Below are 12837 nucleotides of genomic sequence, written 5' to 3' on the forward strand. Positions count from 1 at the left end.
CCCTATGGTCCGCTTGCCCATCCGCCGGATGGGCAAGCGGACCTCGACGCGGCGTCAGAACCGGCGGAGCAGGCGGTCGATATAGTCCAGTTCGTCCTGCGGCCGGCGGCGGTCGGAGGCCCGGCGGCGCAGTTCGTCCAGGATCGCTCGGGCGCGCTGCAGGTCGGCCTCGTCCGGCACGCGGACGCTTTCGCCCTTGTCGAACTGCTCGTTGGGCAGGGGCCGGCCGAACGGGTCGTTGCCGCCGCGCTGGCCCTGTTCCTGGCCCTCATCGCTCTGGCCGGCCTGTTCCTGCAGTTGCTGGGCCATGCCCTCGGCCGCGTCGCGCATCTGGTTCATGGCCTGGCTCTGGTTGGGCACGGCCTCGCCCGGCTCGCCCTGGCCCAGGGCCTCGCGCGCATCGCGCATGGCGCGCTCCGCATCGCCCAGGCCCTCCGGAATGCCGGCACCCGACTCGTCCAGGCGGCGCATCATCTCGCCCAGCGCCTGGCGCAGCGCCTCCTGCTGGCCGGCCAGGTTCTCCAGGCCCATCTGCTGGCCCTCCTGGCCCGCCGAATCCTGCCCGGCCTGGTCGCCCTGCTGGGTTTCGCCGCCGGCCTGGGGCTGCTGCCCCGCCTCGCCCTCGCCACGATCGCGCTGGCGATCGGCCTGAAGGCTCTGGTCCATCAGGCGCTGCTGGTCCTGCATCATCTGCTGCAATTCGCGGAGCGAGCGGCTCGTCTCCCGGGCGGAGGGGTTGGGCTCCTGCGCCTGGCCGGTCCGCATGTTCTCCATCATCTGCTGCAGCTCGGAGAGCATCTGCTGTGCCGCGTCCCGGCTGCCGGAGCGGGCCAGCTCCTCCATCCGGTCCATCATTTTCATCAGTTCGCGACCGTCGATGACCTGGGCATGCGGGTCGATCGGATCCATCGCCTCGCCCCGCTGCATGCGGCGCATGGCATCCTGGGCCAGGGCCTGCATGTACTGGTTCATCGCCTGGCGCAGCTCGCTCATCAGGCGTTCCAGCTCCTGGTCCGAGGCCCCCTCGGCCAGGGCCCGCTCCAGCGCTTCCTGTGCGGCACGCAGGTCGCGCTCGGCCAGCGACTTGGCGCCGTCCTCGATGCGCAGGGCGGTATCCCACATCAGGTCGACCACCGAATCCCGGGCGGCCTGGTCGCGCGTGGCGATCTCGGCCTTCTGCTCGGCGTTGGCATGGGGGTTGGGCGGACGGTCGAGCTGGTCCAGCCGGAAATAGGCGCTGCGCAGGGCCAGGAACACGACCATGTCCTCGCCATAGTCGCTGGGCTTGCGCGACAGCGCGTCCATCACGTCCGCCACCTCGCGCCAAGTCTCGGGCTCGGTCACCAGGAGCTTGCGCGCGGCGATGATCTGCCGGGCGACCGGGTGCTCGAACGGCCGCTCGGGCAAGGTGATGGCAAAGGCGTCCGAGACGCCGACCTGGTCGCGCCCATCGCGCGCCGCCAGGGTCAGCAGGACCGGCAGGCCGGCCCAGGGGTGCGCCGTCAGATCGCGCACCAGGCTGGCCTTGGCCTCGCGCGGGGCGCCGGGCGGCGCGACCAGGGGCAGCGTCATGGCCTGGTCCGTGCCCTGGCGGCGGATGCGCAGCTCGATCCCGGCCAGGCCCCAGTCGTCGGCCGCCGTGTAGTCGACCTTCAGCGCATGGCGCGGGGTGGGTCCGGGCGAACTGGCGAAGGTGATGACCGGGGCCGCGTCGGGCACGATGGTCAGGCTCCAGGTGCCCAGGTCCTGCCCCGCCTGACGCACGGCGAGCGTGGAACCGGCGTCCAACGTCGCCTCGATCTGGTGATCGTCCTGGCCCGCTGCCTGGAATGGTGTCTCGTCCTGGTCCACGGCCAGGACGGGTGCCGCACTGCCGCCATGGACGCGGGCCAGCAGGGTCGACCCCTCCGGCACCGTGATCGGGCCGGTGACGGCGCTGATGCCGTTCTCGCTCAGCACCACGGGCGCCTCCCCCGTATAGGTTGGCGGCGTGATCCAGGCATCCAGCACTGGCGGCGCGGGGGCGGCACCCGCCAGGTCGGGGCTGACGGCGCGGCCCAGCCGGTCGCGCCAGGCATCGCCGGCCGCGACCACGGCGACCAGCAGCACCAGCACCAGCCCCACGCGCAGCGCCAGCGGATCGCGCCGTGCCAGGTCGGGGTGCGGAACGACCGGTTTCAGCCGGCTCAGGGCCTGCTCCGCCCGACGCTGGTGGACCTGCCACAGGGCGCGCGCGGTCGCATCCTCCAGGCCACTGGTGGCGGGCCGGTCGGCCAGCACCGATAGCGGGCGGTGGGCCAGGTTGCTCGTCGTCTCGATCCGGCGCAGGGCCTGCTGCCGGTCGGGCAATGCGATGCGCCGCGCGCCAAGGCCCAGTGCCGCGACGAAGGCAATGCCCAGCACGACCAGAAGGGCCAGGTGAAGCAGCCCGGGCAGCGCCGCCGGCACATCGAACAGGCTCAGCACCAGGAAGATGCCGGCAATGCCCAGGGCCGGGGCCAGGGCGGGCCACAGGCTCTCCCAGAACAGCGCGGCACGCGCCTGCCAGACATGGCGCGCCAGCCGCGCCCCCGGCAGCGGACGGTGCGGGCGGGCCCGCGCGCTGTCGGCCTGACCGGTGTCGCCTGTGCTGTCGCCCACGCCCAACTCCTTCACGATCATGCCGCCCGGCGCGCCGCCCGATATGCTATTCGGCCGCACCCCGTCTCTCGTCCGACGCGTCTCCGACCCAGGATGGCACGCTGTCCAGGGCCAGGATATCGGCAACCTCCATCCTGCGCCGAACGATGGCAAAACGATGGCCGCTGACCAGCACTTCCGGCACCAGGGGCCGCGTGTTGTAGGTACCCGACATCACTGCGCCATAGGCCCCCGCCGTCTGGAAGGCGACCAGGTCGCCGGCCTTCAGCGGCGGCAGGGGACGGTCCTTGGCAAAGCTGTCGGTGCTTTCGCACACCGGGCCCACGACATCGACGGGCAGCAGGGCGACGCCCTTGTCCGGCTGGGCCACGGGCACGATCTCGTGGTGCGAGTCATAGAGGGCGGGCCGCATCAGGTCGTTCATCGCGGCGTCCAGGATGACGAACTGGCGCCCGGCGCTCTCCTTCACATAGGTGACGGCGGCAACCAGGATGCCGGCTTCCGCGACGATGCGGCGCCCCGGCTCGAACAGCAGGGTACAGCCCAGGTTGCCGACGATCCGCCGGGCCAGCGCGCCATAGTCGGCGGCCCGTGGCGGGGACGCCTTCAGGTTGCCATAGTCGACGCCCAGTCCCCCGCCCAGGTCGATGCGGTCGATCCGGTGCCCGGCATCGCGCAGGGACCGCACCAGGTCCGCGACCCGGCCAAAGGCCGTGGCCAGGGGGTCGAGGCTGGTCAGCTGGCTGCCGATATGGATGTCCACCCCCGCCACATCGAGGCCGGGCAGCGCCGCCGCGGCCGCATAGGTGCCGGGCACGTCGGCCCAGGCAATGCCGAACTTGTCGTGCTCGCGGCCCGTCGAGATCTTGTCGTGCGTGCCCGCATCGACGTCCGGATTGACGCGCAGCGCAACCGGTGCCGTGTGCCCGCCCGCAACCGCCCGGGCCGACAGGGCGTGCAGCTCCGGGATCGACTCGACATTGAACTGGTAGATCCCGGCAGCCAGCGCGGCATCCAGCTCGGCTGCGGTCTTGCCCACGCCGGAAAAGACGATGCGGCCGGCCGGGATGCCGGCCTGCAGCGCCCGCATCATCTCCCCCGCCGAGACGACATCGGCCCCGGCCCCAAGCCGGGCCAGGGTCGCCAGCACCGCCTGGTTCGAGTTCGCCTTCACCGAATAGCAGACGATCGTATCCAGCCCGGTCAGCGACCCGGCGAAATCCAGGTACTGCGCCTCAAGCTTTGCGGTCGAATAGCAATAGAACGGCGTGCCGACCTCTGCCGCGATCGCAGCCACCGACACGTCCTCGGCATGCAGCGTGCCCTGACGCCACGCAAACGGCTGCACGCTCATGCCGCGCAATCCGAAATGGCGATTGAACCCTCTCCCCTCGCGGGGGAGGGCAGGGTGGGGGGGCGTCGGCATGCAGGGCCAAGTTCTGGAAGAGAGGCGCTTCGTTGAGGCCCCCCCATCCCAACCTTCCCCCGCAAGGGGGGAAGGAGTTCCGCTGCGCCCGGCTTCAACATGAAGCTCTGCTGCTCGGGCTCCGGAGCGGGCGGGCGCAGGGCGCCGCGCTTGCCGCAGGCGGAGAGGCCCAGCGCCAGCATGCAGGCCAGGCCTGCGATCACGATCCGCCTCATGCCCCTGCTCCTACGGCCTGGAGGTCCCGCCCGCGTGCCGCCAGCACCGCCTGCCAGCGCGCCACCTGCTCCCGCACGCGCGAGGGCGCCGTGCCGCCATAGGACGTGCGGCTGGCGACCGAGAAATCGACGCTCAGGACCTTCAGCGCCTCGGCCGTCACCTTGGGCTCGACCGCCTGGAGATCGGACAGGGTCAGGTCTTCAAGCCCCACCCCGCGGTCCTCCGCCAGCTTCACCGCGCGGCCGGCCACGTGATGGGCCTGGCGGAACGGCATGTTGATGTGGATGACCAGCCAGTCGGCCAGGTCGGTCGCGGTGGAGAAGCCGCCGCCAGCCGCCGCGCGCAAGGCCGGCTTGTTCGGCGTCATGTCGGCCACCATGCCGATCATTGCGTCCAGCGCCAGTTCCAGGCTGTCCGCCGCCTCGAACGTGGGCGGCTTGTCCTCCTGCATGTCCTTGGAGTAGGCCAGCGGCAGGCCCTTCATCACCAGGAGGAGGCTGTTGAACGAGCCGACGATGCGCCCGACCTTGGCGCGCACCAGCTCAGCCGCATCCGGGTTGCGCTTCTGCGGCATGATCGACGAGCCCGTGGTGAACGCATCCGTCAGCGTCACGAAGCGGAAGGGCGAGGAGCACCAGATCACGATCTCCTCCGCGAGGCGCGACAGGTGCATGGCCAGGATCGAGCCCACCGACAGGTACTCCAGGGCGAAGTCGCGGTCGGCGACGGCATCCAGCGAATTGGCCGTCGGCCGGTCGAAGCCCAGCTCCCGCGCCGTCGCGTCGCGGTCGATGGGGAAGGACGTGCCGGCCAATGCCGCCGAACCCAGCGGGCATTCGTTGAGGCGGGCGCGGGCGTCGAGGACGCGGCTGCGGTCGCGCTCCGCCATCTCGACATAGGCCAGCATGTGGTGGCCGAAGGTGACGGGCTGCGCCGTCTGGAGATGGGTGAAGCCGGGCATCACCGTATCGGCATGGGCGGCGGCCTGGGCCACCAGTTCCGCCTGCAGGGCCGAGAGCTTGAGCGCCAGGCGGTCGAGGGCCGTGCGCACCCACAGCTTGAAGTCGGTCGCCACCTGGTCGTTGCGCGAGCGCGCGGTGTGCAGGCGGCCCGCGGCAGGGCCGATCAGCTCGGTCAGGCGGGCCTCCACATTGAAGTGGATATCTTCCCGATCCCGGCGGAAATCGAAGCGTCCCTCGCGGATCTCCGCCTCGATCACATCAAGCCCACGAAGAATTGAGTCCCCGTCCTCCCGGCTTAGGATTCCGGCAACCACCAGCATTCGACAATGTGCACGCGACCCGGCAAGGTCCTCGGCATAGAGGCGCGAATCGACGTCGATCGAGGTGTTGATGCGCTCCATCACTTCTGCCGGGCCGCGGGCGAAGCGGCCACCCCAGAAGGGATTGGCCGAACGGTCGCCCGGGATTTCAGGCAGGTGATTGGGCGCAGCCACCGCGGGGGCTGCAGGATCGGTCGAAGGGGTGTCCATGGTGCGTGGTGCTGCTCTGGTCCGGTGCGCGTTGCGGGCTGGTGTGTTGGCGGGTCTGGCCTGGCTGGTCGCCGCGGCCGTGCCGGTCAGCTATGTGCCGGCCAACTTCGTATCCGCCTGGGGTGCGATGGCCAAGTTTACAGTCACCCGCGAAGCCGTACCAGCGCCGCCGGTGATGCTTGTCGGCCTCAATGGCGAGCGGCGCGACATCCGCACCCTCCAGGGCAAGGTGGTCCTGATCAATTTCTGGGCCACGTGGTGCACCCCCTGCATCAAGGAGATGCCGGGCCTGGCCGAACTGCAGCGCACATTCGGCCCGGACCGGTTCGAGGTCATCACCGTTTCCGTCGACAAGGACGGGGCACCACGGGTGCGGGCCGCGATGGCCCGTCACGGCATCGAACTCTATTCCTATGTCGACCCCGACAGCTTCATCATGAAGGTGTTCGATGCGCCGGCCGTCCCCACCACCATGCTGATCGACCACAATGGCATGGTGCGGGGGCGCATGCTGGGCGGGGCGCGCTGGGGCAGCGACGCGGCGCGCGACCTGATCGCCCGCTACCTGGCCGAAGCGGGGGTCTGAGCCTCTCCCCCGCGCGACGCCCGCGTGGCAGTGTGGCGGGCATGAGCCCCGCCTTGACGACCTATCTCGCCCTGATGCTGGCGATCGTGCTGGAAGTGATCGGCACGTCCGCCCTCCAGGCCTCGCAGCAGTTCACCCGCATCTGGCCCGTCCTGCTGATGGCCGTGTGCTATGCCGGGGCCTTCTACCTGATGTCGATCGCCATGCGCGCGATGCCGGTCGGCATCGTCTATGCGATCTGGAGCGGCCTTGGCATCGTGCTGATCTCGCTTGTCGGCGTCGTCGTCTTCAAGCAGGCGCTGGACCTGCCGGCGATGATCGGGCTGGGCCTGATCGTCGCCGGCGTCCTGGTCGTCAACCTGTTCTCGAAATCGACCGTGCATTGACGGGCCGCGGCGTCACGCCGCCGCCCGCACCGCAGCCAGGAACCGGTCGACCCCGCTGCGCATGCGCGTCGCCTGGGCCGACAGGTCGTTGGCCGTCGACAGCACGCTGTTGGAGGCATCGCCCGTCACGCCGGCGGCCTCGCGCACGGCGGTGATTCCCACCGTCACGTCCTCCGTCCCCTGGGCCGCGTGCTCGACATTGCGCGCGATTTCGCTCGTCGCGGCGATCTGTTCCTCGACAGCGCCGGCAATGCCGCCGGCCACCTCGCTCATTTCCCGGATCGAGGCACCGATGCGCTCGATTGCCTCCACCGCCGCGCGGGTCGACGACTGGATGCCCTCGATCTGGCCCGAGATTTCCTCCGTCGCCTTTCCTGTCTGGGTCGCCAGGGCCTTGACCTCGCTGGCCACGACGGCAAAGCCCTTGCCGGCCTCACCCGCGCGCGCCGCCTCGATCGTCGCATTCAGCGCCAGCAGGTTGGTCTGCCCGGCAATGCCCTGGATCAGCTTGACCACGTCGCCGATGCGGCCGGCCGCCTCCTCCAGCGTGCGCATGGCGCCGCTGGTCTGGTCTGCCTCGTCCACTGCGCGGTGGGACAGCGTCGCCGACTGGTCGACCTGGCGGCCGATCTCCTTGGACGAGGCGGCCAGTTCCTCGGTGGCGCTGGCGACGGTCTGCACGTTGGTCGAGGCCTCGTTGGCGGCGCCGGCGACCCGCGTCGCCTGGTCCGTGGTCTGCTCAGCGCTCGTGGACAGGGCGCGCGCATTGGCCTGAAGCTGCACGGCGGCGGCGCCGACGCTGGCCACCACTTCGCCGATTTCGGTCTCGAAGCGCTGCACGGCGGCCGCCAGGTCGCGGCCACGGGCGGCGGCCACCTCGCTGCGGCGCAGGTCCTCGGCCGCGCGGGCCTGCTCCGCCGCGCGTTCCTGCCGCTCCGCCGCCTCGCGCTGGGCCCGCGCCTCTTCCTCGGCCGCCCGGGCGCGTTCGGCTGCCGCGGCCAGGCGCGCATTGTCGATGGCTGCCTGCCGGAACACGGCAAAGGCCCGCGCCATGTCCGATACCTCGTCCCGGCCGATGACGGCCACCTGCACCGACGTGTCGCCGTCGGCCAGCCGCGCCATGGCACCCGACAGCGCGCGGACCGGTACGCTGATGGCGCGCCCGATCGCCCAGGCCAGCACCAGCATGACCAGGACGGTCACGCCGATCACGGCATAGAGCAGGCGCTGGACCTGTGCGTCCAGCGCCGCCAGCGCGGACTGCGCCCTGGCGCGCGCCGCCTCGGCGTCGGCCGCGATCGCGGCCAGGACCGGCTCGGCCGTGGCATAGGCCTCGCTCATGCCGGCGATCTTGCCGTCAATGGCCAGGTGCAGCCGCGCCATGTCCAGGAATGCCGCCTTGTAGCCGTCGACGAGGGCGACGACCTGGGCCTGGATGTCGGGCGCCAGGCCGGCGGCGCCCAGCAGTTCAAGGAAGCGGCCGTGTTCCGCCGTCAGGCGGTCGACATAGTCCTGCGTGCCACGCGCCAGGAAGTCCTTCTCGTGCCGGCGCATCAGCAGCATCGACACCATCAGCCGGGGCTGGTCCAGCGGCTCCACGATCTGTTCCGCGGCACGCACCGCCTGGCGCAGGCGGCCCAGCAGGCCCTGGTCCGGCTTCAGCCCCATCGCAACCGTATCGGCCGCAACCGACCGGAAGCGGGCGTCGTAGTCGTCGTAGATCGCCTTCAACTGCCGCAGCGCGGTCTCCTGGTTGGCTCCGCGCTGGGCGGCGAGGGCATCGATGCGCTGCCGGATGGCGGCGCTGGTCTCGCCATGACGCGCGACAAAGGCCTCATCCTTGCGCAGCAGGAAGTCCTTCTCGCGCCGCCGGGCGTTCAGGAAGTCGTTGGCGATCTGCTGGACGGCGATGAACTCGGCCGTGGCCGCCGCCTGCTCCGCCTCGCCGTCGGCGCGCATGGTGCCGGTGACCATCTCTGTCGCGACGATCGCCGCGAAGCCGATCAGGGCCACGGCCGCGATCAGGATCACCTTGGTGGCGATCCGCGTCCTGGCCAGAAGTGCATTCAGCATCGACTTTCCCCCTGCGCCCGTCGCCTACCCATGCGAGTGTCGGACAGCATCCGCCCGCGCGCGTAAAGGGTGCGTTAAGGGTCCGTCAGCAAACGGCCACGGGACCTGGGCGCTTTGCGTATGCGGAGCGCTACTCCGCGCCTATAGTGCGGGGAGAAGACCGGATGGAAACCGGATGGCCGGCAATCGGCGAAAGGACGCGGATGGCGACCGAACTGATCTATGCCCTGCCGGTCGAGCAGACCGACTGGCGCGTCGACGGCAGCCACGAGACGGTGCTGCGCTGGGAATACGACGATGGCCGGGACGACCTGCTCGCCCTCTATGACAAGGGCAAGCGCCAGCAATGGGACGCGGCCACCCGCATCGACTGGTCCCAGGACCTGGACCCTGAGAATCCGATGCTGCTGCCGGACGAGTCGCTGTCGATCTTCGGCAGCGATGTCTGGCGCCGGATGACGGTGAAGGAGCGCGCCAACTTCCGCCGCCACCAGCAGGCCTTCACCTTGTCGCAGTTTCTGCATGGCGAGCAGGGGGCGCTGGTCTGCACCGCCAAGATCGTGCAGCAGGTGCCGAACCTGGACGCGAAGTTCTATGCCGCGACCCAGGTCGTGGACGAGGCCCGCCATGTCGAGGCCTATTCCCGGCTGCTGCACGAGAAGTTCGAACTGGCCTATCCGATCACGCCGCCGCTCAAGGCACTGCTGGACGACGTGATCCGCGACAGCCGCTGGGACTTCACCTATCTCGGCATGCAGGTCCTGATCGAGGGACTGGCGCTGGCCGCCTTCCAGCGCCTGCGCGACCAGTCGAGGAACCCGCTGGCCGCCGCGGTCAACGCCTATGTGATGCAGGACGAGGCGCGCCACGTCGCCTTTGGCCGCCTGCAGCTGCGCGACTATTATCCCCAGCTGACGCAAGGCGAGCGCAACGAGCGCGAGGAGTTCGTGGTCGAGGCCTGCTACCTCATGCGCGACCGCTTCAACGCCGACGAGTTGTGGGAGGCGGTGGGCCTGCCAAAGGCCGAGTGCATGGCCCTGACCAACAATTCCAACCAGATGCGCGGCTTCCGCGCGCGCCTGTTCAGCCGCATCGTCCCCACCATTCGCGATATCGGCCTGTGGGGGCCCAAGGTGCGTGGGGCCTATGAGGCGATGGGCGTGATGGAATACGCCGATGTCGACGCCGGCGCCCTGCTGGCGCGCGACAATGCCGTGGCGGATGCGTTCGACGCTGCGCGGGATGCGCGCGCCCTGGACGGCGGCGGCGCGTCGCCTGAGTGACTCGCGGGCCACATCCCGTGGCCGCCGGGCGCCACGGTGCGGGCAAACGGGGCAGGTGCGCTTGACCCCGGTGGCACAAGCGGACATTCAGGGAACATGCGTCGCCTGGTTGCCGGTCTCCTGCTCAGCCTCGCCCTCCTGGGCGGGCTCCGTGCCCTTCAATCGCCTGGGGTCCAGGCACAGGAAAGCGTGGCCGCCGGCCCGACCGATGGCGAGGGGCTGCCCACGCCGCGCTTCGTCTCGCTCGGCTCGAACGAGGTCAACGTGCGCGTTGGGCCAGGCGGCCAGTACCCGGTCAGCTTCACCTTCATCCGCGAGGACCTGCCGGTGGAGGTCATCGCGGACTTCGAGCTATGGCGAAAGATCCGCGACTTCGATGGGTCCGAGGGTTGGGTGCACGTCAAGCTGCTGAAGGGGCGCCGCACGGTCCTGGTGACCGGCGAACGCCGCACCCTGCATGCCAGGCCGGAAGACGCCGCGCCCGCCGTCGCCCGGGCCGATCCCGGCGTCATCGCCCGGCTGCGCAAGTGCCAGGCCAACTGGTGCGAGGTCGAGGCGAAGGGCTATCGCGGCTGGCTGAAGCGTGAGGAATTCTGGGGCGTCTATCCCGGCGAAACGATCGAGTGAGCGCATGGCCCAGTCCGCCAATCCCATCCTGGTCGAGGCAACGCGCGGCGGCATCGTCGAGAGCTGGCATCGTGGCGCGGTCGCGGTTGTCGATGCCGCAGGCACCGTCGTCCGGGCCTGGGGCGACATCGACCGCCCGGTCTTTCCGCGCTCGGCGCTGAAGCCGGTCCAGGCCCTGGCCCTGGTCGAGAGCGGCGCGGTCGAGCGCTTCGGCCTGAACGACACGCACCTGGCCCTGGCCTGTGCCAGCCACAATGGCGAGACGGTGCACACCCTGGCCGTCGCCGCCTGGCTTGCCCTGATGGGCCTGGGCGAGGCGGACTTGGCCTGCGGCCCGCAGGAGCCGGAGCCCCAAACCTGGCACGCCATGGTCCAGGGGCACGCGGCCTGTGGCCGACTGCACAACAACTGCTCGGGCAAGCATGCGGGTTTCCTGGCCGCGGCGCTGGCCTGGGGCGAGCCGGTCGCCGGCTATGCCGCGCCGGAGCACCGGGTCCAGGCGCATGCACTGGAGCGCACGGCCGAGTTCGCGGGCGTGGCCCGGTCCTCCCTGGTCCTTGGCGTCGACGGCTGCTCGGCACCCAATCCGGCGCTGCCGCTGGTGGCGCTGGCGCGGGTGATGGCGCGGCTGGCCGTGGCGGAGGCGGCGACCCCGGCCGGGCGGGTGATGCGGGCGATGCGGGCGCACCCCTACCTGGTCGCGGGGCGCGACCGCTTCTGCACCGACGTGATGCCCGCCCTGGAAGCCGGAGCCGTGGTCAAGACGGGGGCGGAAGGGGTGTTCGTGGCGACCTTGCCCGGCCGCGGCTGGGGCATCGCAGTGAAGATCGACGACGGCGCCACGCGCGCCTCGCAGGCGGCGCTGCTGGCCCTTCTGCACGGCCTGGGCGCGGTGACGGGTCCATGCCCGGTGCCGCTGGCGGTGCCGATCGTCTCACGCATGGGGGAGTTCGCGGGCGAGGTGCGCCCCGTGGCCGGGTGGCCCGCCTGACGACCTGACCGCTGGCCCGTCGGGGCGCCCCATGCTAAACGCGATGCCGTAAACCGAAGGGGAGGAAGCGCCATGAAGGCCGTCCTGTGCAAGCAATATGGCCCGCCTGAGAGCCTGGTGATCGAGGATGTGCCCAGCCCCAAGGCGGGCAAGGGCCAGGTCGTGGTCTCGGTCAAGGCGGCGGGCGTCAATTTCCCCGACACGCTGATCATCCAGAACAAGTACCAGTTCAAGCCGGAACTGCCCTTCTCCCCCGGCGGCGAGGTCGCGGGCGTGGTCAAGGAACTGGGCGAAGGCGTGAAGCACCTCAAGGTCGGCGACCGCGTCCTGGTCTCCACCGGCTGGAACGGCTACCGCGAGGAAGTCGTCGCGGACGAGGGCAAGTGCTCGCCCATCGGCGGCGACATGGACTTCGTGACCGCATCCGCCTTTGTCATGACCTATGGCACGTCGCACCACGCGCTGAAGGACCGGGCCGAACTGAAGCCGGGCGAGAAGCTGCTGGTCCTGGGCGCCGCCGGCGGCGTCGGCCTGGCCGCGGTGGAACTGGGCGTCGCCATGGGCGCGCGCGTGTTCGCCGCCGCCTCCTCGCAGGAGAAGGTGGACCTGGCCATCGCCCACGGTGCCGAAGGCGGCCTGGTCTATCCCGAGGGCCCGCTGGACAAGGACGCCCAGCGCAAGCTGGCCGAGGACCTGAAGACCCTGACCCAGGGTGGGGCCGACGTGATCTATGATCCGATCGGCGGCACCTATGCCGAGCCGGCGCTCCGCGCCATCAACTGGGAGGGGCGCTTCCTGGTGGTCGGCTTTGCCGCCAGCCTGGAAATCCCCAAGGTTCCGCTGAACCTGGCCCTGCTCAAGGGCTGCCAGATCGTCGGCGTGTTCTGGGGCGCGTTCGTGGCCAAGGAGCCCAAGCGCAACGCCGCCAACATGGACGAGCTGTTCCAGCTGTGGAAGTCCGGCAAGCTGAAGCCGCACGTCTCCAAGACCTACAAGATGACCGAAGCCCCCCAGGCCCTGCGCGACATGATGGAGCGCAAGGTCCAGGGCAAGGTCGTGGTCGAGATCGGCTGACCTTCGGCTGTGTCGCCTTCCCCCCTTATGGGGGAAGGTTGGA

The 12837-nt window shown here is 70.3% G+C and carries 10 protein-coding genes; 6 read left to right on the forward strand and 4 right to left on the reverse strand.

Translation table 11 applies throughout. The features are described 5' to 3' along the window. Nucleotides 1–54 precede the first annotated feature (54 nt). The 3 genes from ACI6GS_RS07805 to argH all read right to left on the reverse strand — a co-directional run bounded on the left by ACI6GS_RS07805 (nucleotide 55) and on the right by argH (nucleotide 5774). The gene (locus ACI6GS_RS07805; protein ID WP_439817224.1) at nucleotides 55–2640 is read right to left on the reverse strand and encodes a TIGR02302 family protein; all 2586 of its coding nucleotides are present in this window, start codon (nucleotides 2638–2640) and stop codon (nucleotides 55–57) included. Between the two features lie 46 nt (nucleotides 2641–2686). After that, complete coding sequence (lysA, locus tag ACI6GS_RS07810) at nucleotides 2687–3988, reverse strand: diaminopimelate decarboxylase (RefSeq protein ID WP_439817944.1); 1302 nt, start codon at nucleotides 3986–3988, stop codon at nucleotides 2687–2689. Nucleotides 3989–4277: 289 nt separating this feature from the next. Continuing rightward, nucleotides 4278–5774, reverse strand: a complete 1497-nt coding sequence (gene argH / locus ACI6GS_RS07815; protein WP_439817225.1) for an argininosuccinate lyase — start codon at nucleotides 5772–5774, stop codon at nucleotides 4278–4280. 46 nt (nucleotides 5775–5820) lie between these two features. Between argH and ACI6GS_RS07820 the strand changes: the two genes are divergently transcribed. Both ACI6GS_RS07820 and ACI6GS_RS07825 read left to right on the forward strand, forming a co-directional pair. Then, nucleotides 5821–6360: a TlpA family protein disulfide reductase gene (locus ACI6GS_RS07820; protein WP_439817226.1), complete on the forward strand. Its 540-nt coding sequence runs from the start codon at nucleotides 5821–5823 to the stop codon at nucleotides 6358–6360. A 41-nt stretch (nucleotides 6361–6401) separates the two neighbouring features. Beyond that, the gene (locus ACI6GS_RS07825) at nucleotides 6402–6746 is read left to right on the forward strand and encodes a DMT family transporter (RefSeq protein WP_439817227.1); all 345 of its coding nucleotides are present in this window, start codon (nucleotides 6402–6404) and stop codon (nucleotides 6744–6746) included. Between the two features lie 12 nt (nucleotides 6747–6758). On the opposite strand, the gene ACI6GS_RS07830 is transcribed toward ACI6GS_RS07825, so the two are convergent. Beyond that, nucleotides 6759–8819 carry a methyl-accepting chemotaxis protein gene (locus ACI6GS_RS07830; RefSeq protein WP_439817228.1) on the reverse strand — a complete coding sequence of 687 codons (2061 nt, stop codon included), beginning with the start codon at nucleotides 8817–8819 and terminating at the stop codon, nucleotides 6759–6761. Between the two features lie 203 nt (nucleotides 8820–9022). Between ACI6GS_RS07830 and ACI6GS_RS07835 the strand changes: the two genes are divergently transcribed. The 4 genes from ACI6GS_RS07835 to ACI6GS_RS07850 all read left to right on the forward strand — a co-directional run bounded on the left by ACI6GS_RS07835 (nucleotide 9023) and on the right by ACI6GS_RS07850 (nucleotide 12794). Next, nucleotides 9023–10102, forward strand: a complete 1080-nt coding sequence (locus tag ACI6GS_RS07835) for a diiron oxygenase (RefSeq protein WP_439817229.1) — start codon at nucleotides 9023–9025, stop codon at nucleotides 10100–10102. Nucleotides 10103–10198: 96 nt separating this feature from the next. Continuing rightward, a complete protein-coding gene (locus ACI6GS_RS07840) occupies nucleotides 10199–10729 on the forward strand; it encodes an SH3 domain-containing protein (RefSeq protein ID WP_439817230.1) in 531 nt (176 codons plus the stop codon). 4 nt (nucleotides 10730–10733) lie between these two features. Continuing rightward, on the forward strand, nucleotides 10734–11720 hold the full coding sequence (locus ACI6GS_RS07845) for an asparaginase (RefSeq protein ID WP_439817231.1): 987 nt from the start codon (nucleotides 10734–10736) through the stop codon (nucleotides 11718–11720). Nucleotides 11721–11792: 72 nt separating this feature from the next. Then, entirely contained in the window at nucleotides 11793–12794 is a 1002-nt protein-coding gene (locus ACI6GS_RS07850) for an NADPH:quinone oxidoreductase family protein (protein ID WP_439817232.1), read from the forward strand. Nucleotides 12795–12837 lie beyond the last annotated feature (43 nt).

The organism is Zavarzinia sp. CC-PAN008 (assembly GCF_051903925.1).
GTDB lineage: Bacteria > Pseudomonadota > Alphaproteobacteria > Zavarziniales > Zavarziniaceae.

Bases quoted from the DNA above. Each gene is read 5' to 3' on its own strand.
- ACI6GS_RS07830 (WP_439817228.1), bottom strand. From the start codon at position 8,819: ATGCTGAATGCACTTCTGGCCAGGACGCGGATCGCCACCAAGGTGATC.
- ACI6GS_RS07825 (WP_439817227.1), top strand. From the start codon at position 6,402: ATGAGCCCCGCCTTGACGACCTATCTCGCCCTGATGCTGGCGATCGTG.
- argH (WP_439817225.1), bottom strand. From the start codon at position 5,774: ATGGACACCCCTTCGACCGATCCTGCAGCCCCCGCGGTGGCTGCGCCC.
- ACI6GS_RS07845 (WP_439817231.1), top strand. From the start codon at position 10,734: ATGGCCCAGTCCGCCAATCCCATCCTGGTCGAGGCAACGCGCGGCGGC.
- ACI6GS_RS07835 (WP_439817229.1), top strand. From the start codon at position 9,023: ATGGCGACCGAACTGATCTATGCCCTGCCGGTCGAGCAGACCGACTGG.
- ACI6GS_RS07850 (WP_439817232.1), top strand. From the start codon at position 11,793: ATGAAGGCCGTCCTGTGCAAGCAATATGGCCCGCCTGAGAGCCTGGTG.
- ACI6GS_RS07840 (WP_439817230.1), top strand. From the start codon at position 10,199: ATGCGTCGCCTGGTTGCCGGTCTCCTGCTCAGCCTCGCCCTCCTGGGC.